The organism is Metabacillus sp. 84 (genome assembly GCF_050107715.1).
In the GTDB taxonomy this organism is placed as follows: Bacteria; Bacillota; Bacilli; order Bacillales; family Bacillaceae; genus Metabacillus_B.
Genome location: NZ_JBNILN010000005.1, coordinates 35,003 through 56,269, shown reverse-complemented (window position 1 = coordinate 56,269; position 21,267 = coordinate 35,003). Strand labels below are relative to the sequence as shown.

The following is a 21,267-nucleotide window of genomic DNA, read 5'->3' as shown; positions in this document are numbered from 1 at the left end:
TAATAGTGTAATATAGGGTATAAAGGAGTGGGTTAAAAGTAATGGAAAATAATGCAGCATTAGCCGATCATAACGCCATCATTAATCAAAATCATTCATTTACAGACACAGAAGCACGTTCTTATTTTGATGGGGGATTGTTTCAATTCATTGGTTGGACTTTATTGGGCTTACTAGTAACAGTATGTACATTGGGTATTTGCTATCCTTGGTCAATCACGATGATTCTTGGCTGGAAAGCACGTCACACTGTAATCAATGGTAAAAGACTAAAATTTACAGGCTCAGCAGTAGGACTTTTTGGAAATTGGATTAAATGGTGGTTCTTTACAATCATCACTTTAGGAATATATAGTTTCTGGGTTTTTATTGCAATGGAAAAATGGAAGACTAAAAACACCACTTTTGAAAATTAATCAATTTTTGGACTAATTCTTTCTATTATTCTTTAGACATAAATGACCACTTTAAGGATCAAATGAAAATTTATTCTCACTCTGCAAGTCCCCGAACTCCTTAATAACCGGATAAAGTCGAAACGTGTTTTAAGGAAATTCCAGTGTACTTAATGATATGTACTGAAAAAAGAGCCCCGGTATCCGGGGCTCTTTCTTGTCTATTTTTGATTAAATACGGCATTTGAAATCAGCCTGAATAAATAATCCGTATGGTTCCTGAAGCCCGCTTCAATGCCGATTAAGTGAACCTGTTAAACTCCTAATGGATTTTCCAGTTGTTATACCGTCATCTTCCATCTCGACCGCGCAAGCCACCCCTCATCTTCCTTATAATCCGGAACCATTTTTCCAACAAGCCGCCAGAAGGAGCGGTCGTGGTTGAGGTGGACCATGTGGCACATTTCGTGCACGACCACGTAGTCGATCACTCGCGGCGGGGCCATGGCGAGGCGCCAGTTAAAGGTTAGCCGGAGCCCGGAGTCGCATGTTCCCCACGTTGTTTTGCTGTCTGTGATGCGGATGGAGCGCGGTTTTGTTTTAAAATGCTTTTGATGGACGGAGATTCTTTTTTCCACCAGTGCCTTGCATTGCCGGTAATAGAACCGCTTTAGCGCCTGTTTGATTTTTTCCTCTTCAAGCTGCGCTACCACAACGTGCAGTTCGTTTCCTTTCATGCGGACAGAATCCTGCTTGGCCTGAGGATCGTGGTGAACGTTCAAGGGGCAGGCCTTTCCCAGATAAAGAAAGGTTTCTCCCTGTTCATACTGCTTGACCTGAGGCCCGAGCAGCCGTTCCTTGTTTTCTTTCACTTTTTGCTGAATGAGCTCCCAATTTTCCTCGATGACATACAGCACTGCAGCGTCCAGTGTCCCTTTTGGAGCGTGGACCTCTATGTTTCCGTAAACATCTACATAGATACCGATGGCCGAACGCTTCTTATATTGAACGTCGAAGCTGATGGTCTCCCCTGAATACTTATGAATCATTTTTTTCACTATCCCCGATACTTGATTGCCAGTCCTTTTAGAAAATTGCGGGCATATCTGTCTCCGCATTCCTTATAGTTTTTCTGGCCTTCTTTTCTAAGCAAAGCACCGAGCTCTCCCTTTGTGACGGTCACTCCGGCAAGCTCCAAAACGTCCAGCATTTCCTCGGTTGTAAGAGATAAAGCGATTTTCACTTTTTTAAGTAAAACGTTGTTGGGATGTCCGTGGGAGATGGCAGGCTGAACCGGCTGCTCCTCCTGCTTTCCTCTTCTAAATACAATGAGCCCATTCAAAAAGGACTCATATAGGAGAGGACTGCAGCTGAGGTGGTTTTCCTCATCCTCTTTTGTCAGCAGCATGCCGACCTCTTCTCTGGAAACGTTCACGCCGCCATATTTAAAAATCTCTTCCATCTCTGAATTCCTCAAATCAAGTGCATATCTCAGCCGTATTAACCGGTCATTATTATCCATAGTCATCTCCTGGTTACGCATTTTTCGTTCTTTTAGAATAACACGTTGGTAACCATTTATACAGCCGCGTCCTGCCCCTCTTCAGCCTGCTGCCACCTTAGCTAAATCTGCTGGATAGTTAGCGCCTCACAGCTATAGATGAAACGACTGTTACCCCCAATGATAAACGTCGAAGTATTCTTCCGTAAAAAACGGTCCACAGGTATTTTCCACACTTGATTTTAAATATTAGTTTATTTATAATGTAATTGATCAATAAATAACTACAAGTAGGTGTTTGTCATAGCTAGGTCTACTAAAGAAAATCGTATGGATGAAATTCTTGAAGCTGGATTAGAAGTGTTTGCAAAAAAAGGTTATTATAATACAACTACCGCACATATTGCAGAAAAAGCTGGCATATCACAGCCTTATGTTTTTCGATTTTTTAAAACAAAGGAACAGTTGTTCATTGCAGCTTTGGAGCGAGCGTTCGAAAGAATTCTTCAAACTTTTAAAAATTTGGATGCTGGTCCGGATCAACTCGTTTCAAAAATGATCGCTGCATATGAAGAACTTTCTGAATTATATCCCAATGAAATTGCCTTGCAGGTGATAGGCATATCCGTAACAGAAAACGATGTGCGAAGTGCAACTCAAAAAGGGTTGTCGAGTATCCAGAGCTACACTTTAGAGCGGTTTAAAGCAGCAGGGATAAAGAACGCAGAGAATGAAGTGACTACCTTTTTAGCGAGAGGAATATTATGTAATATAGCTTACTTCATCGACACCCCTGAGCTGATTGATGGAAAAAAGTGAATAATCAAGTTTGATTATTTATTTTTAAAATATAATTTATTAATTGATTACTAACAAGTGCAAGGAGGTGAAATGATGAGATTAGCTGCAATTGACTATGCTTCAATCGCGGTAATTGCTGTTTGTGCGTTAAGTTGGCTCGACTAATTTATATGACTAATTGCTTTAAAGGGGGCTGTTGCAGATGAATAAAAGTAAGGAGGATTCTATTTTCTCATTGTCCATTGTATTAGGTATGATCGCCGTTGTAATTGTTTTATTCACATTATGGGATTAAGTTGGATCAGGCATGGGGACTTGAGCATCATGTTTCGTATGTAATATAGGACAATGACAATTATTTTTTTAAAAATTTTAGTTATTGATTAATCACTAAATAAATGAGGTGTTATAAATGAATAAAGCTATAGTATTAGGTGCAACCGGCGGGTCAGGTCAGGTCATTGTTTCGGAATTATTGAACAGAGGAATAGAAGTGATTGCTTTCGGACGTTCTCAACGTAAATTGAATGCTTTAATGGAGGAACATGATCATAATCCCAACTTAACATATAAACTGGGGGATATATTTGATCATCAGACGATTATAGAAGCGGCAAAAGAGGCGGAAATCATTTTTCAATGCGCAAATGTGAAGTATCAAGAGATGAAGGATAAACTTCTGCTACTTGGTGAGAGTGTGATGAAAGCAGCAGATAGTCTAGGCAAGAAGATTGTTATAGTTGATGGAATTTATGTATATGGGCGTCAAGTTGCAAAAGGAGATGAAAGTCATCCACATCATCCACATACAAAAAAAGGTAAGACCAGAGTGGAATTCGAGCAACTGATATTTAGTCCTGAATGGAAAAGAGCTAAAGCATTAATCGTCCGGTTACCGGATTATTATGGTCCTACATCGCAAAACTCTTATCTGCAACCCACTTTAGAAGGAATAGCAGCCAATAAACCTTCTATTTTTATTGGAAATCTGAAAACACCCCGGGAATACGTTTACTTGCCCGATGCGGCTAAAATGATTGTAAACATAGCGGAAAGAGAAGACTCTTATGGCGAGAACTGGAATGTACCAGGTGCAGGATTGATTTCGGGAAAAGAAATTATCCACATAGCCCGTCAAATAACAGGAAGTCAAAAGCCAATCATTCCATTGACTAAAAGTGCCATTCGTTTTATTGGCTTATTCGATCTATTTATGAGAGAAATTGTTGAAATTATGTACCTCACTAAAGAAGGATTTATTTTGAGCGGCGAAAAATATGAAAAACGAATCGGTCCCATTCCAAAAACCGCTTTCAAAAAAGGACTTGAAGAAACGTTAGCAATATTAATGCGTAAAGAATAACTGCACAGGGCTCTTTACCTGCATGTATCCCATCTGGAAATTTTCTGTTTAGGAAGCCGGACCCTCTGTATGGACAATTGACTGTACAGAAGGTCCGCCTATAGCTAGAAGAAAATCGCACCCTTCTAATCTAAGAAGTCAGGATTGTAATATAGCGGCTAAATTGATAAAGTCTAAAAGGCTTTTTTTATATTTTTTAGTTTAATGATAGCTTTGAAAAAAGGAAAAGCATGAAACTTGTCCGGATCCTCGTATGCTTCTTTTGGCTGTCAGTCCTGCTCTCCACTTCAGTAAGCCGTGCCACCGCAGATGAATAACAGAACGTTCAACGTTCACATCTATATACCTTCCATTCTGTCATTAAAGCAAATCTTGAAGCTGTTCATCATGTTCCTGCAATCAGTAAAAACGCTGGCCATGAAGGCAAAGCCGGCCCACAGGCGGAAAAGCCAGCCGCCAAAACCCGAAAAGCTGCCTACATCACGTTTGATGACCCTTTAAGCCACTGCCTCAAATTATTAATTATTTGAAGGGCAGGGAATACACGCTGATGCCGTATAATCTGAAGCAGCATGTGGTGAGTAATTTTTGGGGGGATGGGAGGTTTTAAGGGGGAGCAGGCTATTCTTTTTACAAAACTCATGTAAAAAGAATAGCCTGCTTTTTATCATCTTAGGCGAGAAGACCCACATACCCTTCATGGAGGTATTCATTCACTTTGAGCTCCTGAACCATTATGTTGAAATTCTTTACGAGTTCTCCGTTCTCATCTTTTCCTTTATGATGGATGTGGACGTCGAACATTCCATTGGCAACCTGAATCGGCTTACATTGTTACAGCTGGAAAATTAAGAAGAGAGCCTAAGATGATGGGCGTCAGGAGTTTGCCATGATTCAGCCGCCTAGTACACGTTTTTCCTGTCCCGCTTTTGTTTTCTCAGCTGATAAAGCCGGAATGAACTAACTGCGATGACAATTGCTGCGATTATCATAGCGCTTGCTGTTGCATAATTCCACCCTTTGGGTGGTGGTGCGGACCCCAGCCTCTGGAGCATTGGCTCAGGTATTCCTCTTTCTTTTGCCTGCTGTTCAAGCTCCGGAGTCAGCCCTCCGTTTTTATTAACTTCTTCCATGAACCGCTTTACTTCAGCGATATTAATATTTTGGGGTAATGCCGCCCCAGTCATCTCTCCGATTAGAGGTAAGCCTTTCGGTATTGAAGCGGGACCTGCAGCATCGGGTTTCATGAAGAAAGGAAGTGCAGATAGAATTATGACCGTTACGGACAATCCAATTAAACTGATAAAAAACCATTTTGAATTTCTCATTTTTTCTCCACCCAATCTGATTTCATTTTCTTCTTTTTTACACTCATGTTTTATCCCTCCAATTATGTGATGAGTTAAAACTACTAGAGAATTATGAACTGATTATGAATTTCTTTACGAAAGCTGCCGGGGACATGCTGCATCCTTAAAGGCCGCCGGAATGCAGGATGGTTAAAGGGAGATTGATAGAATAATGAATTCAGGCTATGGAATTTCTGGTAATATGAAAAATAAGGATGCAGGAATCTGTAAGAATTTGTTTTTCGCTTGTATCAAACGCACATATAAGGGGAATTTTGATGTCAAGTCAGTATGATCAAGAGGAAAGCCTTACAGGAGGAAATGTGTCGAGCGTTTGTAGGGTGGGAGATACGGTCCGGCGCGGGCGAAAGCCGGATCGTGATCAGATTCATGCTTTACTCAAGCATCTTGAAATGAAGGATGTGGAAGGTGTGCCAAGATTTCTTGGCATTGACGGGAAAGATAGAGAGATTCTGTCTTTTATAGAAGGAGAAGCAGGAAATTATCCATTGAAGACATACATGCGGTCGGATGAGGCGCTAAAAAAATTGCGGGAATGCTCCGCACCTATCATGATGCGGTAAGTGATTTGCCCCTTGATTCGGGCTGTAAGCCGATTGATAACACCCCAAAGCTGCTGGAAGTGATTTGCCACAATGATTTTGCGATTTACAACCTGATCTTCAATGAAGAAGTGCCCGCAGGCATCATTGATTTTGACATGGCTGCTCCGGGCCCAAGGCTTTGGGATATCGCTTATACGCTGTACACCTGTGTGGCGCTGAGCAGGCTCTATTATAAGGAATCAGGTGAAGCAGCTATTACGATCGAACAAAAGATGCCGTCCGGATAAGGCAAAGAGTAAATTTGTTCTTTAATTCTTATGGGATCCAAGGAATGAAAAGTGGCTTTCTGGAGATGGTGCTGCTGCGGGTGGAAGGATTATGCAAAACGTTGCAAAGGAAGGCAAAAGAGGGCGATAAAGCCTTTTAAAAAATGATCGATGAAGGACATTATGATCACTATCAAGAGGACCTGCGCTTTATCCGCTAACATGGGAGAGAGTGGGTTTGAAAGCAGGAGCAGGAATTATTCCGGCTTCACGCCTCCTCTAGAAAGAAGGTATCAGCTTGAACTGGAGCCCATTCAGAAAAAATAACACTTCCCCGGATGATCACATCTCCTATCAGGATAAAGAAGATCTGCTGCAATCCCTTTTTACAGAACGTGATTATACAAAGCTTCCTGCTGCGTTCCCCATGCTCCTGGCGAGCTCCGCTGAATACAGGACAAGAACAGCTGAGGCGATCCATTCATGTGTATCCAAACTGACAAATGCGGAGTTATTGCTGCTGGATCCGCTTTTCCGGGAGATGTATTTTGATAGTCATGACAGTTGGAGAAATGAGTTGCTCCACAATTTACATTTTGCTGATCGGCCAGCTGAAGAGAAAATCTCGATTTTAGGGCTGTGCACGTTTCATCCAAATGGATATGTTCGGGAAGAAGCCATGACCATCTTAGCTTCCTTCCATACAGGAAGAGAACTTCCATTTTTGCTTATGCGGTGCAATGATTGGGTCTCAGAGATTAGGAGACTGGATAAGCGGCTGGCAGAGGAGCGGATTGAGGACAGCCAGGTAGAGGCGTTTGCTGCGAATTTACCGGTCGTATTCAAACTGAAGAACTCCAATCGCGCAGATCATGATCTGCTTTTTGAAAAAATATCAGCGCTGCTTTCCCGGCCGGAGGCGATCCCGTTTTTGCATGAAGGCACACAATCCAAAGAGCATAAAACAAGGTTGTTCTATTATGAGATGATCATTCGATCCAGGCAGGTCGATAGAAACTTTGATGTATTACTTCAGGCGGGAAAAGGAACCTCATGTTAGGCTGATTTTATTCCAGGAGTTCATGAATGAAATCAGTGAATCAGCGTTTCAGCGTTTCTACTGCGAGTTAAAAAAAGATAAGTTTACTAGAATCCGGGCTGCAGTTTTGCATAAAGCTGTTGTGGTTTTTCCGAATCAAAGCATCATTGAGCTTGAAGCAGCTCTCTTTGATAAAAGCGAAACGGTCAGATCTCTTGCAAGATATCTGCTAAGTAAAAAGAACATCACGGATTTTGCATCCTATTATACGGAAGCCATTATGAAACAGTCCGTCGGAAACCTCCGGGGAGCCCTGTTAGGGATTGGAGAGACCGGCGGCAAAGTACATACGGAGCTGGTCCTGCCGCTAGTAAAGTGGGATGAAGCGGGAATCATCAAAGCAGCAGCCCGTGCGCTCGCTATGCTCGATCCAGACCCTAATCGGGAGGTCTTCATCAGCCTGCTGAGCCATGATCATCCGGGAGTTTCAAAAGAAGCGGGACGGTCCTTGCAGGCAGCACGTTATGAGGACAAAGCAGAAGATCTATACAGAATTTATAAAGAGGCCGAGGCTCCTCACAGCAGATATCAGGCCGCTGTCTTACTGTGCTCGCTATCAAAATGGGTGTCCATCCGGTATATTCCTGAACTCTATGTAAACGAGGAAAACCATGCAATCAGCAGGTTAGGCCAACAGCAAGCATCAAAGTGGCTTGCGGGCTATAACCGATCCTTCTCCGTCCCAAGCAAAGAGCAGGCGGTCTCCGTCCGAACCGCGCTAAGCAAATATGGAAGCGGACTGAGGAAATGGGAAAGGGAGCAGCTTGAGTTTTGTTTGAAGGGGTTTTAAATATAGCAGAAAGAGGTTTTTCTATGAAATCAATATTATTAATCGGACAGTCAAATATGGCAGGCAGAGGATTTATTGAAGATGTTCCACCGATTTATAATGAAAAAATAAATATGCTGAGAAATGGCAGATGGCAAATGATGTCGGAGCCCATCAATATTGACCGTCACGTAGCTGGGGTTGGTCCTGCAGCTTCATTCGCACAGGCTTGGTCAGAGGATCATCCTGGAGAGTCCATTGGGCTCATACCATGTGCCGAAGGTGGAAGCTCGATTGATGAGTGGTCCATTGATGGACTTTTAACAAGGCATACGATCTCAGAAGCCAAATTTGCTATGGAAACAAGTGAACTAGCGGGAATACTATGGCATCAAGGGGAAAGCGACAGTTACGGAGAACGGTACAAGACGTATAAAGATAAATTGCTTACTTTATTTAAACACTTGAGAGAAGAACTCAAGACTCCGGATGTCCCTATCATGATTGGTGAGCTGGGACATTTCCTTGGAGAGACGGGATTTGGAAAAAGTGCTGTGGAGTATAAGCAAATCAATCAGGTATTATCTGAAGTGGCCCGTACTGAAAGGAATTGCTATTTTGTAACCTCAAAAGACTTAACAGCAAATCCGGATGGAATCCATATTAATAGTCTCTCTCAGAGAAAATTTGGAATAAGATACTATGAAGCTTTTTCAAAACAAAAGCACGTTTTTGATCCTTTAGACAGTGAGCATGCATGGATGGAAAAGGCAGCGAAACGTGAACTCACTAAAAATGAGTATCTATTTGTCCAAAGTACGAAGTTTGCCTTAGGGCAAATGAGCTTTGAGGAGTTTTCCAGTAATCTCTCCACTTTGGATGAAAGAAAGTGAAGTCCGGATCATACTGGAGAAGTGCAAGCCATAATGGTTTGCACTTCTTTTTTATGTTCCGTTTTCAATGTTTATTTATTCTGGACAAAAGGATGCACACGTACAGTTCTGCTGCTTTAATAGCAAGGAAACCATCAACTTTGTTAGTGATGTTGATTTAACGCCTGAAGATTGAAGCGGAAAGCGAGAGACTCTTGAGGGAGCAGCGGACTTTACACGTAAACAGGCAGACGCTTAGAATACGTCTGCCCTCATGTTCCTTTCCAGTTATCCAACTATATAACTGTTTTGCATGAAAGGAGATCAAATTTTTCAGCATGGAACGAGAAACCTGCTTACTTACTGGTTTTACTTTCTATTTTTAGGAAATATGTCCATATTTCATTCCTGCCTTATCAACTAGATAATAAAGTTATTCTCATAGAATAAGGAATATAGTGTATAATCGCAACGATTTCCTTTGAAAACTAGTATTATCGGATTATAAAATTGCTTCTAATATAATATAAAATTATTTTAACAATCTAAAAATTTTGTTTTCTTCTCTGCCTAAAGGGTAGAAAATCAATGTAATACAAAACAATGAATTGGAGGAGATTTTATGAAAAACCTAAAACGTACTGTTGTCACCTCTGCTTTGGGATTATCTGTACTGGTTGCTCCATTAGCTCTTCCAGCTAATGGCACTTCCGCCGCTCCTGCTCAATCAGCAGAAGCCAGTGCCGAAATTCCTGTTGATCCAGTAGCCATCGGAGAAGCGATTGCAAACGCTGTTAAAACAGCGGAAAACCGCGACGGATTTGTGAAAGGCGCCATGGAAAATGCGTTTTATGCTGCAGATGAGAACTACAATGTAATGGTGATGAACTTAAGCCAGGGATATGATGAGCAACTAAACGGTGTTGAATTCTTCGAAACGGTAGAATATGACGGGGTGACCTTCGGTGTCTGGGTGTTCGAAGATGGAGAATTCACGAATGAAGGCGATGGAGGATATATCAACTGGGCGTTTAGAGGCTGGTTTGAACGGGACGATATGACCGTTAAATTTTCCAAACCTTAAAAAGTATGAATAGAGGAAGAGAAGCGCGGACAATCGTCTTCGCTTCTTTTCTCCTTTGTACAGATTCGGCCTGGATTAGTTATTGAATCAGCACCTGCTATTTACGTTTCGCGAATTCATAAAAGCCTGCTTTAAAAGCACTATATTGATTAGTAACACTCGTTGATTGGAGCGGAAGACGTCCTCCCTGTGTAAAGCGAAAGTCTGCCAGCTGCAATCAACAACTAAGTTCTAAATCAAAGATAATTCGCCACAACTGCAGTCAGGATGGTAATTGATCCATTGTAGGTCGCATGGACGATAACCCCGGGCCAGACGGAGCCCGTCCGGTAAAACAAATAACCGGCGGCCAAACCAGTCACAAACGCAGAAACCCATACTTCATTCAAACCGTGGACCGCAGCAAAAATAAGAGCACTGCCAATAATGCTGATCCATGGACCATACTTTTTCAGCGCATTGGTTAAAACAGCGCGGAAAGCAAATTCTTCACCAAGCGGTGTCAGTACAGCAATCATCAGAAATTGAGCGATAAATGCAAGGGTTCCTCCGCTCGCTGCGGATTCATAAGACGCCTGGGTGTCATTGCCGCTGACTCCTGTATAAAACATAACCAGAGCGAAAATACGAGTGACGAATAAGACACCGATCCCGAAGCCGATGCCAGCCAGCAGCCACCTTACAGATGTCCCCCGGATGCCAAAAGCTTCCCTTGAGCGAATACGTAAAACATAAGCCGCAAGGAAAGCACCTAGTCCGGCTAGGGCTGATAATGCAGCAAAACTAATCCCGCTTATAACCGAAGCATCCTCTGTGGTCATGTTAATGATTTGGGCAATCCCCAGCACTAGTAGAAAATAGGCAAGGCCCATTACACTGATTTCAGGCCATCCGGGCTCTTTGCTTTTCCTTACAGTTTTTCCTGATGTATGTAACGGATTGGACGTTAACATAGACGGTCACCCCTTCATGGAAAAGCGCTAGTATGCTGCAATCCTGTAAAACAATGGCATGGTAAAACTCTTATTCTTTCATAAATGGATTGATCATCTCATTTCACTTCATGAATGAAACGCAACACTCCCGGGAAAGGTTACACTCGATTGAACGGAAAGGCTGTTACTCTTAAAAATACCTGCTCCATACCTAGTATGTGGATTGTAATAAGGGTACATTTTAAGTATCTATTTCATATCATTCGTCAATCCCGTCTGCTCTGCAGCACCAGCCCGCCGTTCGCGTATCCACACAAGTGCGACCATAGCGACATTGACTGCGACTAGGATGAGCAGGAAGGGACCCCCTGTTTCAGTGGAACGGTCCAGAGTAAATACCTCGCCGCCCGCCATGAGCGAGTTGACGGTCGAGGCCATGACATTGTTGGCGATGTGGAACGCAATCGACGCTTCCATGCCGCGGCTGATGATCGCTATTAACGCTGTTGAGGCACCGAAAACGAAGAGGTAGCCAAACAGCCAAGGGTCGGTCGAGCCGTGCATGACCGCGAAGTGAAGGCTGGAGATCAAGAGCCCGAATGCCAAGGCAGGGAGGACTGGACGAACCCACGACGCAGCGGCCGGCATGACGGCGCTTCGATACATCAGCTCTTCACCCGCGGATTGGATCGGAGTGAAAAAGAGGGTGACGACAAGCATGGCCATCGTTGTGCCAGTGAAACCGAAGGTCGTCCATCCCGTAGCTTCGGGTGCGACGAGCGCGACTACACCATTCCCGGCACCGACCAGCAGTGCCGCGCCGATCAGGTACTGCACAAAGCGTTTTCTGTCCCATCCCCGCGGTGAGCTGAGCAGGCTGCGCCAAGGCACTTTGGCCATCCAGACGAAGAGCAAGACCGCAAGTACTCCTGTGACCCCTATACTCAAGCTGTCGGATAGATACCTCAACGGTGTATAGGCAGCTGACAGCGGTTCGTCGCTGCCTTCAATGAGGCCGACGACCATGCGGAACAAGACTTGCACGACAATCAGCAGCACCGACGGGACCACGATGATTGCGAGTGGCTTCCACCAGCTCATACGGATGTGGGCACCGAATGGCCTCGTGCTGTCATAGGCCGGCCGGGCATTCTTCAAAACTGCCCCTTCAGCTGCATTGTTTTCTACTTCATTTCTTTTTTCTTGTGACATCGTATTCATCCTCTGGTTTAGTATTTTTCCTTTTCTAAAGACTCCATCATGCAGTAGGGGACCGTGGACTTATTTAGTGAATTGTTCATTTTTCAAACTCCTTCCTAACCATTAGGAAGTTTACATTCTATTACTCAGTATAGTTCGCCTCTATTTCCCTTGAAGAAACAGAAGTTTACTTTCTGATAAACTATTTGGAAAGTTGTTAATATGCCGGTAAGGTTCGTGTGCTACCATAATACCGAGGTGGATAAAAGTGGAGAATGCGGAAATTTTGTTAGTAGACGATGAAAAATCAATCGTAAAATTAATGGAAACCATTCTGAGAAAAGAAGGATACAGCCATATACATACAGCTTATACTGCAGAAGAGGCGCTTGAGTGCGTGTCCCGTCATCCGATCGATATCGTGGTGCTTGATGTTACGCTTCCCGGACAGAGCGGTTTCACGATTTGTCCGAAAATCAGGGAAATCTCCGATGCTTATATTCTCTTTTTGACAGCACGCGTGTCCGACCTTGATGTGCTGACAGGATTTGCGATCGGCGGGGACGATTACATAACCAAGCCCTTCAACCCGCTTGAAATCGCAGCGAGGATCAAGGCGAGGCTCCGGCGGAACCAGGCTCCCTCTTCTTCCTTAAAAGAGCCCGGCAGGAAGCATGATTTCGGGCGCTTTATCCTGGACGAAGGGGCAGGGGAATTGATGGTCGAGGGCAAGGCCGTGCAGACACCTGCCCAGGTATTCCTCCTGCTGCAGTATCTTTGCCAGCACCCGAATACCGTCATCTCAAAGATGAAGATGCTTGAAGCGGTATGGGGGTTTGACAGCTATGTGGATGACAATACCGTTACTGTACATATTCGGCGGATCCGGGAAAGAATCGAGAAAGACCCGGGCAATCCTGAATTGCTCGTGACCGTGCGCGGACTGGGCTACAAGCTCATCAAGGGGAAAAAGGGCTGATGTCACTAAGGCGGAGGCTGGCTCTACACTTCTCTCTTCAGTTCATTTCCATCATTGTTTTTGTCTCAATTATTTCTCTCGTACTTCTATTTGTGCTTCTGACGCATTTAAACAGAGAAACAATGAAGCAAAACTTCCCTGCCGGCGCCCTTGAAAACATTGCAGTCGATACGCAGATACAGGAAAATAAGGCCACCATAAGTGATGAGTGGAAAAAACAGCTGCGAGAACGAAATCTCTGGGTGCAGGTTGTTGATATGGAAGGAGACGTCATCGGGTCAGAAAATACACCTGGACTCCTTCCAGACTCCTACTCAGTCGCCGAGATTCTGCAGATTGAAAAAACGAACTATTATGAAGGTTTCTACGTATACTCCCAGGTTGACACCACCTTTAAAGATCCTTATTTTTATATGCTTGGATATGAAAACAAGGAGCGGGAAAGCCTCCAGCGCTGGTTTTCACTATATTCAAGCAATGGCAGGATTTCCGGTGAAAACATTGTGAAGCTGGAAAAGGAATTAGAAAAAATAGAAGGCTCCATCCAGGTGATCAACGAGGAGGGGAAAGTTGTTCAGTCGACCGGATCTGGAAAAGTGAAAAAGGACTACAAGCCGCTGGACGTGCTAGTCAGGACAACGTTACCGGGGAAATTCGATACGAACTCAACGATCTTCATTGATCCGAAATCCGGTCTCACATGGATTCTAAATACACCGAAGCAAGGTGCAGAGCCAGTGGCCTTCTCCATTTTTTCCGAAATGATAAGGCTCATCATTATCGCAGCAGTTGTCCTGCTCACCTTAACGTTAGGCATTTCCTTCTGGCAGGGCTTCAGGTACAGCCAGCCCCTCCTTCTCTTCACCAGCTGGCTTGAAAGAATGGGTCAAGGAATATACGGGGAAGTACTCACAGAAAAAGAGCGCAAAAAAGTCTTCAAGAGCAATGGGGTGGTGCGCCTGAGGTACAAGCTTTATCAAGAAGTAATCGGGGCTTTTTATGAAATGGCCGAGAAGCTTTCTGCCGCAGACAAGGAAAGAGACCGGCTGGAAAAAACGCGTGAAGAGTGGATGACCGGCATTTCCCATGACCTTAGGACACCTCTTTCAACAATCCAAGGCTATGCCCATTTGCTTGAAAGCGGACAGTACCGCTGGACAGAAGAAGAGCTTCAGGACGTGGGACAGATGATCAGGGAAAAAGGGGATTATATGACATCCCTGATTGAGGACTTCTCCCTAGCCTTCCAGCTCAAAAACCAATCACTCCCCCATCAGCTGAAGCCAGCCGAACTGAATGAACTTGTAAGGGACATCCTTCTTAAATTTGCCAACGACCGTACCCTTGAAGAGGTTCCCTTTCATTTTAAAAGCACAGATTCAAACCTTTACATCCATGCGGATCGGCGCTGGTTTGAGCGGATGCTCGATAACCTGATCTATAACGGCATCAAGCATAACCCAAAAGGCACAAGCATAACCGCCTCAGTCAGCAGGCAGGGCGGATCCGCCATTGTCACCATCTCTGACGATGGTGCGGGGATGGACGAAGAAACGGTCCGGCACCTCTTTGACCGCTACTTCCGCGGCACAAGCACCAACGAGCGAACAGAAGGCGCCGGCCTCGGCATGAGCATCGCCCGCGCCATCGCCGAGCTCCATGGCGGCAGCATTCATGTCTCTTCTGTTAAGCATAAGGGGACTGTTTTCCGGCTCAATTTTCCTCTGGAAGGGAAGCAGGAGTTTTTTAATAGTCCGGCAGGCAAAAATACGGGAGAGCTGAGGAATTATCAGGAAGATTCTTCATGAAGTAAGATTACCGATCCAAAATAATCAAAATCCAAGCAAAACGAAGCGCTGTTTTCGTGTTTTTTAGGGCAGAGTAACGAATCCCGCCATTTATCATTTTTTCAGCTTTACCCGTGTTTGGTAAAACATTAGGATCATATAACACCCCCATTTTGACTTATCATTGACGATTTTCCTCAGAAGGAAATTTCTGCATGGATAAATCCATCTCAACACAAGTACCAACAATTGGTATAATAAAATAAACTAGCTGAAGGTCAGGTGAGGAGGATGTTTCGCCAGTTACTGAATCGTAACTTCTACCCCTGGATGGGGAAGAAATCTCTATATACTGCGGTAAAAGCAAATCTGGATGGCAATGGAAAACTTCAGAATGAAGCTTTACCGGATGATGAAGAATTTTGGGAGGGGGAGCCGGTTCGCTGGGTATCGGGCGGATTGGATGGAGCACTTGGTCATCATGCCTCTCCGGATGAAAATCAGGCAGCGGCAGCTGAACTTGTCGATCTCCTTGCAATGCAGAGCCATCATCCTTCCAGAAACATAAGGAGAAAACTGTATCTTCTATTAATGAAGGAAGATGTATTAAGCATGATTGACGAGGTTTTGGAATCGTTACGCAAGAAGGAAGATGTAGATCCTTCGAATTTGTATGAAGAAGCGTATTGGTTCGCTTCCAAGGGAGCTCACCGGAATCCGGTAAAGTTCGGAATTGCGCTGCTTGGCCTTTTTCAAACGGACGACCACTTGGAGCTGATTATGACGTTAGGAAAACATGATGAGTTCACTCTGTTTTCTGCGACGGCTATTCAAAACAGCAGCAGCGGGAACGAGAAGCTGTTTGAATTAGCTAAGTCTGTCGATGGGTGGGGGAAAATCCATTTAGTTGAACGGCTCTCGCCAAATACGCAGGAAATAAAGGACTGGCTGCTTTTAGAAGGCTATAAAAATGATATCATGCATGAGTATTTGGCCTACACCTGTGCCGTGAACGGGGAGCTGCATAAGGCGATTGCATCAAAGGACTTGGATCCGGCGCTGTACGAAGGGGCCGGCGGTATCCTTTCCGCCTTAATCTCCGGCGGACCTGCAGAAGATATCGATGACTATGAACACGCCCCTTTTGTCACTGGTGAATACTTACGGCATTCTGAACGATTGTGCCATACTCTGGAGCATTTGGCTGTGATTTTAGATCTGCATCAGTTTTTGAGTGACGAGGAAGGCTGGATGGACAGGCACTCCAATCAGTGGTCAAACGGGGAACAAAAGAGACAGCTGCAGATTTGCGAAAGGATCATGAACCAGGCTCACTGGGAAGCCCTCATTTGGCTAGCTGTGAAGGCTCCTGATTCAAGCGGCCGGCAGCACGGCTATTATGCTGCCCGAATGCTTGGGGTGGATTTATGGGAGGAACTATTCAGCCAGCTCCAGACGAGCCCACTTGATGAAGGGCTGTATTTTGAACTCATGAAAACGGACAATCAAGACCGTGTCCAAGTCCTCGCTGCCTTTGCTGAAGCCCATCTTCCTCTCGATGAAATTGCTGCGGGCCCGCAGGAAGAAATGGGACTGGGGGAGGAATTGCAAGCTCACAGCTGTTTGGACTTTATCCTGCAGGAACTGGACCGGTTTGAAGGCACAGGCCACAAATTGATTTCCGCCGGTCTAAACAGCGCAGTCGTAAGAAACCGGAATATGGCACTAAATGCACTGGAAGAGTGGCCAGTTTCTTCCTGGAATCCTCAATTAATGGATGATGTGAAAAAGCTCTATGAAATCGAGCCTGACCCTTCCCTTAAAGAAAGATTTGGGAGTCTAATAGAGGCGAAGAATCTGGCGTAAGCGAAATAGAAAAGGAAAGAAGTGTTAACATGCAGCTGACTATTCATGCTTCAGGGAATGATGTGCAGGCCATTTCGTATTTATTGGCTACGTATCCAACGTATCCAAATAACTGCTAACCCAAGAACACATTCATCGTTTAAAGTGAGTTGAACATGGTTGGAATCTATCTATATTAATGGGAATATTTACAAAATGGATTGGGTCGATTTTGAGGACAAAAGTGAGAGGGACGAAGATGGATTATATGAGTATTACCATAAAGGAATCCATCTTATTTTTTATAGAGACAAAGAATTAATAAAAGCTAGAATCTATGATGACGAGCAGTCCATATCATTCATGAGTAACCCCATCCTTGCATTTGGTGAGGAATATGAGGGCATCATACAATATATTTGCGAAAAGTTTGAAGTGAATAAAATCAACCACTTGGATAGTAAGATAGGATTTATAAAGTCTGAATAGAATGCCCTATATACTTACATAAGGAGACCGATATGAAAGCATTATTATCAACCGCCTCAATTGCAGTTATGATGATATTCGCGGCGGCCTGCATGCAAAAGGAGACAATGGTGCTTCTGGATGAACAAATTTCAGAGGTAAATGTCTCCGTATCAAAAGGAGCAGGGGAAATGAACCAGGATATTCTGTTTTCTTTTACGGACCAGGATGAAACCTGGATTTTCGAACAAGCTATAAAGACCGCAGTAAAGGATTCCTCCTCCTCAGGAACAAGGGAGACGCCTGATTATGATCTGGCTATAGAGTATGGAGAGGAATTTCCTCCTCATGGCATCCATTTATGGCTGGGAGAGGAAGAGACGCCAAGTACGTTTAGCTATGTTACCGATGATGCGGTTTTTCTCACCTCTACTCATACGACAAATAAGCTTAGAAAGTTGATTCTAAGCAGAGATAAAAAGATATAGTCTAAAATAAGATAGGGCAGGCTTAAAACGCCTGTCCTATCTTATTTCCCCACTATTATCTTGCTCCAACCGCCTGTCTTTCTGCAATCAAGTCTTCCAGTCGCTCTTTCTGAGACACAAGATCTTCAATGCTGAGCTCTGCCTTTCCTGGTGAAAAACTTACTTGCGGTGCCTGCTGAACAAGACTTCTAAGCTGGCCATTGTTTTGTTCATATACTCGGTAGCCGACTGCTCCAACTACAGTTCCTGAAATAAATCCCATTAAAAAGTCGCGATTAAAATTCATTTTCCTTCATCCCCTTGAAAGTTGATTTTATATTTGGAGAAGCAGAGAGCTTCTTCGCATATCACTAAATACTTCGAGCAAATTGACAATCCAGGTAACCATAGCTACCTGCAGGATATTTTCTGCGCCGAGAGACAGCATGGAAATAATACCTGTCAGGACATCGGGGTGGCTTAGTTTGTTCTCTCCGTGGGATAACACAGTGTAAGATGTTGAGATGACGACCAGATAATCAAAGGCATCAGGTCGGCGTTTCCCATGTTTCCGTAAAAATGCGGCCAGGAGCAGAGCCCCTGAAATAAAGGATCTAAGAAGATCTGCGGCTGTTTTTTTGGTGCTGCCTGGTGTCTGAACCTTAGATTCAACAAAACCTTGGAAGAAGAGACTAACATACCGGAGAACATGTTTGCTAGTTAAAATCTGATTGTTGTAGTGGATAATTAGTGATTGGATTACCGGTTCAATCCTTACTTGTACAATCCCTCTAATGGATTCAAACATCTCTTTAATGGCTGAGTGCTCGGCCACGGCTGCCAGTGCCGGAACCGACAATCTCATTCTGCCTGCTATGGAATGAAGGATTCGGTATTTGAAATACATTCGGCTTACCTCCTGAAAAGATAAGTTTGGCACTGTTGAGAACTGCAGCAATTGTGGCCGCATTGTGGATGGCAGCACCGGCAACAGGCCTGATGATCCCAAAGGTTCCAAGTAAAATGGCGCCTGTATTAATAATCAAAGTGGCGGCGATGTTCTGTTTCATGATCTGCATCGTTTCTTTTGAAATATTAATGGCTTCGCTTACCAGCATCGGGTTATCAGAGTGAATGACAACATCTGCCGTTTCCATTGCAATGTCTGTTTTTTTTGAACCGATGGTGACTCCGATGTCTGCGTATGCCAGGGCAGGGGCATCATTGATTCCATCGCCAACCATCATAATTGTCCGCTCATAATCTTTTTTCAGCTGCCGTACAATGTTTGCTTTGTCCTGAGGCATCGCCTCTGCAATGTATTCATCTACACTGATTCGGGATGCTACTTTTTTGGCAGCCTGTTCGTAGTCCCCGGTAAGCATAATGCATTCGTCGATTCCGTTTCTCTTCAGCTGGGTTATTGAGCGGTTCATGCCGCTTCTGATTTTATCCTCTATTTCGATTACGCCCATCAGCTTACCGTTCATTGCTGCATACACACCAGTTTGAAGCTGCCCCGGTAATGCAATCCCATGATCATCCATAAAATTTCGGCTGCCAACAATTACGTGTCTTCCCTCGATCGAAACGGAAACACCTTTCCCTACATAATTTTCTACGGACTCGTCCTCATGGTCAGGAATCGCAATTCCACGAATTTTCGCTTCCGCTAAGATGGCCTCAGCAATCGGGTGTGAGGAGTGCTCTTCTGCAGAAGCCGCATAAGCCAGCAGCTGTTCCTCTGAAAAGCCATTAACCGTTAGAATTTCTGTCACTACCGGTTTGCCTTCTGTAACGGTTCCAGTCTTATCAAAAATAACCGTATCTGTCTTGGCCAGCTTTTCAATAATGTGACCGCCTTTAATTAAAATTCCATTTTGAGCGGCCTTTCCGATGGCTCCTGAGATGGCGGCGGCAGTGGAGAGCTTTACGCCGCAAACATAATCAATGACCAGCATGTTCAGGACACGGTTCCAATCCCTCGTGATAATGAGGATAAGGCCTGCCAAAATAAATGAAAATGGAACCATTTTGTTAGTGAAACGTTCAGATACCGTTTGAATAGGTGCTTGGTTATCCTGAGCTTCTTCAATTAGCCTAATCATTCGGTTCACAGTAAGATCTGCACCAATTTTATCTACCTTAATTCCTATTTTTCCTTCGGTAACGATGCTGCCTGCGTAAACATAGCATCCCTCTGATACATGAACGTGTGTGTATTCGCCAGTTATTGATGATTGGTCAACCTGTGCGTTGTGACTGACTACGGTACCGTCAAACGGAACTTTTTCACCTTGAAAAACTGCAACATGGTCTCCCGCTTTAACCTTATCTGCCTCGACTTTAATTTCCTGTAAATCTTCCGTCACCAGCCAGGCATGTGGTGTTTTAACTTCCATCATTTCCCTTATGTGTCCTCTTGTCCGGTTTAAAGTAAAATCCATCAGCCATTCACTAATGGACGACATTACATAAATAACAAGAGCGGACTGGGGGCTTCCCTTTAATATAGACGCAATTAAGGCAGTGGAAGTAAGTAAATCAGGATTAGGCTTCCTCCATGATTTGATTCCATTAGAAATGATGTTTCTGGAAGCATACATAACTGCAAGTGCAGAGGGTGTAAAAAGGTTTGCCCATTTCCCTGTTAAAAACGGCGGCAAGCCGAGCAATTTTTCAGTTGCATAAGCGGACGCTACGATTGCGAGTCCACTTACCGATAGTAAAGCTGAAGAGGATGTCTGCGCCTGGCTATGTGAGTATTCTTTAGAGATAAGTTCAGGTTTTCTGCTTAGGGCTTTGGAAGAATGGTGAAGGACAGCGGAGCGGGAGATGGGAGAATATAAGGCTGAAATGACTCCGGGAATGGACCTAAGCTTTGCTTCAATACTGGAGATTGAATCCTCAACGCCGTTCCATTTGATTCTTGTTCTTCCTGGAATGGAGTGCAAAATCTCAATCTGTGAATTCATGTCCCATTCCTTTCCTTTTTGTCTTTAGAAATAATAGTGTAGGCCCAATAAAGCAGGCTGCTTGAATAAACAGGGTTTGCCGGCAATTTTAATAAACCGCTTACAATAAGGAGGACAGATAATAGAGAATCCGTATCCACCCGGCCAGCTGTTTGCTTTTTTAGTCCTGAGTCAAGGGTCTTCAACAAGTTTGATAGAATTTGAGCGAGGTTAGACTGAACCTCAGGATATGAGGCGACAGATGTGTTCACCGCTCCTTGTACAATCTCATCAAATTGCTCCTGTGTTATAGTCGGCTCATGGAATTCGATCAAAAGCGTACCTGTAACAGCAGAGGCTTCGACTCTCTTTACAATCGGGACTTCAGTAAAGACCTGGGTAAGATTGGAAGCTGTCACCTCATTCTTCCATCTGTCGCATTTAAGGCGCACTCGTCCAGGAATAGCGTGGACGACATTTACTTTTTGATCTTTTATGGCTGATAGAACTTTCGGAGCAGCTAATGAAGCTCCAATTCCAAGCATTGTTTTTATCATATGGTTTGAC

General features: G+C 44.1%; 22 protein-coding genes and 1 pseudogene. 13 read left to right on the top strand and 10 right to left on the bottom strand.

Going from position 1 to position 21,267, the window contains the following annotated elements; all coding sequences use genetic code 11:
- Positions 1–41 precede the first annotated feature (41 nt).
- Entirely contained in the window at positions 42–416 is a 375-nt protein-coding gene (locus ACQCV8_RS10865; RefSeq protein WP_426844651.1) for a hypothetical protein, read from the top strand.
- Positions 417–736: 320 nt separating this feature from the next.
- Here the strand turns inward: ACQCV8_RS10865 and ACQCV8_RS10860 are convergent, their stop codons facing one another.
- Positions 737–1,444: a M48 family metallopeptidase gene (locus ACQCV8_RS10860; RefSeq protein ID WP_426844650.1), complete on the bottom strand. Its 708-nt coding sequence runs from the start codon at positions 1,442–1,444 to the stop codon at positions 737–739.
- An 8-nt stretch (positions 1,445–1,452) separates the two neighbouring features.
- The gene (locus tag ACQCV8_RS10855; protein WP_426844649.1) at positions 1,453–1,917 is read right to left on the bottom strand and encodes a DUF1456 family protein; all 465 of its coding nucleotides are present in this window, start codon (positions 1,915–1,917) and stop codon (positions 1,453–1,455) included.
- 309 nt (positions 1,918–2,226) lie between these two features.
- Between ACQCV8_RS10855 and ACQCV8_RS10850 the strand changes: the two genes are divergently transcribed.
- Together ACQCV8_RS10850 and ACQCV8_RS10845 are read left to right on the top strand one after the other, a co-directional pair.
- A complete protein-coding gene (locus ACQCV8_RS10850; protein WP_426844648.1) occupies positions 2,227–2,715 on the top strand; it encodes a TetR/AcrR family transcriptional regulator in 489 nt (162 codons plus the stop codon).
- 394 nt (positions 2,716–3,109) lie between these two features.
- Positions 3,110–4,060 (top strand): SDR family oxidoreductase, encoded by a 951-nt coding sequence (locus ACQCV8_RS10845; RefSeq protein WP_426844647.1) that lies wholly within the window; start codon positions 3,110–3,112, stop codon positions 4,058–4,060.
- Positions 4,061–4,732: 672 nt separating this feature from the next.
- On the opposite strand, the gene ACQCV8_RS10840 is transcribed toward ACQCV8_RS10845, so the two are convergent.
- Both ACQCV8_RS10840 and ACQCV8_RS10835 read right to left on the bottom strand, forming a co-directional pair.
- Positions 4,733–4,864, bottom strand: coding sequence for a HAMP domain-containing protein (locus tag ACQCV8_RS10840; protein ID WP_426844646.1), 132 nt, complete (start codon positions 4,862–4,864; stop codon positions 4,733–4,735).
- A 98-nt stretch (positions 4,865–4,962) separates the two neighbouring features.
- Complete coding sequence (locus ACQCV8_RS10835; RefSeq protein WP_426844645.1) at positions 4,963–5,388, bottom strand: hypothetical protein; 426 nt, start codon at positions 5,386–5,388, stop codon at positions 4,963–4,965.
- A 299-nt stretch (positions 5,389–5,687) separates the two neighbouring features.
- On the opposite strand from ACQCV8_RS10835, the pseudogene ACQCV8_RS10830 reads away from it, so the two are divergent.
- The 5 genes and pseudogenes from ACQCV8_RS10830 (at position 5,688) to ACQCV8_RS10810 (ending at position 10,065) form a co-directional block, all read left to right on the top strand.
- Positions 5,688–6,462: pseudogene (locus ACQCV8_RS10830) on the top strand (phosphotransferase).
- A 77-nt stretch (positions 6,463–6,539) separates the two neighbouring features.
- The gene (locus tag ACQCV8_RS10825; RefSeq protein WP_426844644.1) at positions 6,540–7,301 is read left to right on the top strand and encodes a hypothetical protein; all 762 of its coding nucleotides are present in this window, start codon (positions 6,540–6,542) and stop codon (positions 7,299–7,301) included.
- 22 nt (positions 7,302–7,323) lie between these two features.
- Positions 7,324–8,130 carry a HEAT repeat domain-containing protein gene (locus tag ACQCV8_RS10820; protein ID WP_426844643.1) on the top strand — a complete coding sequence of 269 codons (807 nt, stop codon included), beginning with the start codon at positions 7,324–7,326 and terminating at the stop codon, positions 8,128–8,130.
- A 23-nt stretch (positions 8,131–8,153) separates the two neighbouring features.
- The gene (locus ACQCV8_RS10815) at positions 8,154–9,002 is read left to right on the top strand and encodes a sialate O-acetylesterase (protein WP_426844642.1); all 849 of its coding nucleotides are present in this window, start codon (positions 8,154–8,156) and stop codon (positions 9,000–9,002) included.
- A gap of 601 nt (positions 9,003–9,603) precedes the next feature.
- Positions 9,604–10,065 (top strand): stress protein, encoded by a 462-nt coding sequence (locus ACQCV8_RS10810; RefSeq protein WP_426844641.1) that lies wholly within the window; start codon positions 9,604–9,606, stop codon positions 10,063–10,065.
- 236 nt (positions 10,066–10,301) lie between these two features.
- On the opposite strand, the gene ACQCV8_RS10805 is transcribed toward ACQCV8_RS10810, so the two are convergent.
- Positions 10,302–11,018, bottom strand: coding sequence for a CPBP family intramembrane glutamic endopeptidase (locus ACQCV8_RS10805; RefSeq protein ID WP_426844640.1), 717 nt, complete (start codon positions 11,016–11,018; stop codon positions 10,302–10,304).
- Between the two features lie 231 nt (positions 11,019–11,249).
- Complete coding sequence (locus ACQCV8_RS10800; protein ID WP_426844639.1) at positions 11,250–12,212, bottom strand: CPBP family intramembrane glutamic endopeptidase; 963 nt, start codon at positions 12,210–12,212, stop codon at positions 11,250–11,252.
- A 256-nt stretch (positions 12,213–12,468) separates the two neighbouring features.
- Between ACQCV8_RS10800 and ACQCV8_RS10795 the strand changes: the two genes are divergently transcribed.
- The 5 genes from ACQCV8_RS10795 to ACQCV8_RS10775 all read left to right on the top strand — a co-directional run bounded on the left by ACQCV8_RS10795 (position 12,469) and on the right by ACQCV8_RS10775 (position 17,767).
- The gene (locus ACQCV8_RS10795; protein WP_426844638.1) at positions 12,469–13,179 is read left to right on the top strand and encodes a response regulator transcription factor; all 711 of its coding nucleotides are present in this window, start codon (positions 12,469–12,471) and stop codon (positions 13,177–13,179) included.
- The gene (locus ACQCV8_RS10790; RefSeq protein ID WP_426844637.1) at positions 13,179–14,987 is read left to right on the top strand and encodes a sensor histidine kinase; all 1,809 of its coding nucleotides are present in this window, start codon (positions 13,179–13,181) and stop codon (positions 14,985–14,987) included. The genes ACQCV8_RS10795 and ACQCV8_RS10790 overlap by 1 nt, the downstream gene beginning before the upstream one ends.
- A gap of 270 nt (positions 14,988–15,257) precedes the next feature.
- Positions 15,258–16,832, top strand: a complete 1,575-nt coding sequence (locus ACQCV8_RS10785) for a limonene hydroxylase (protein WP_426844636.1) — start codon at positions 15,258–15,260, stop codon at positions 16,830–16,832.
- A gap of 195 nt (positions 16,833–17,027) precedes the next feature.
- The gene (locus tag ACQCV8_RS10780) at positions 17,028–17,300 is read left to right on the top strand and encodes a hypothetical protein (RefSeq protein WP_426844635.1); all 273 of its coding nucleotides are present in this window, start codon (positions 17,028–17,030) and stop codon (positions 17,298–17,300) included.
- 32 nt (positions 17,301–17,332) lie between these two features.
- Positions 17,333–17,767, top strand: a complete 435-nt coding sequence (locus ACQCV8_RS10775) for a hypothetical protein (protein WP_426844634.1) — start codon at positions 17,333–17,335, stop codon at positions 17,765–17,767.
- 55 nt (positions 17,768–17,822) lie between these two features.
- Here ACQCV8_RS10775 and ACQCV8_RS10770 read toward each other — a convergent pair whose 3' ends face one another.
- Genes ACQCV8_RS10770 through ACQCV8_RS10755 form a run of 4 tightly spaced genes read right to left on the bottom strand, consistent with a single transcriptional unit; the run spans position 17,823 to position 21,257 of the window.
- Positions 17,823–18,053 (bottom strand): hypothetical protein, encoded by a 231-nt coding sequence (locus ACQCV8_RS10770; RefSeq protein WP_426844633.1) that lies wholly within the window; start codon positions 18,051–18,053, stop codon positions 17,823–17,825.
- A gap of 27 nt (positions 18,054–18,080) precedes the next feature.
- Positions 18,081–18,653, bottom strand: a complete 573-nt coding sequence (locus ACQCV8_RS10765; protein WP_426844632.1) for an HMA2 domain-containing protein — start codon at positions 18,651–18,653, stop codon at positions 18,081–18,083.
- On the bottom strand, positions 18,559–20,721 hold the full coding sequence (locus ACQCV8_RS10760; protein ID WP_426844631.1) for a heavy metal translocating P-type ATPase: 2,163 nt from the start codon (positions 20,719–20,721) through the stop codon (positions 18,559–18,561). Before ACQCV8_RS10760 ends, ACQCV8_RS10765 begins: the two co-directional genes overlap by 95 nt.
- Complete coding sequence (locus ACQCV8_RS10755) at positions 20,718–21,257, bottom strand: HMA2 domain-containing protein (RefSeq protein WP_426844630.1); 540 nt, start codon at positions 21,255–21,257, stop codon at positions 20,718–20,720. Before ACQCV8_RS10755 ends, ACQCV8_RS10760 begins: the two co-directional genes overlap by 4 nt.
- Positions 21,258–21,267: the final 10 nt, after the last annotated feature.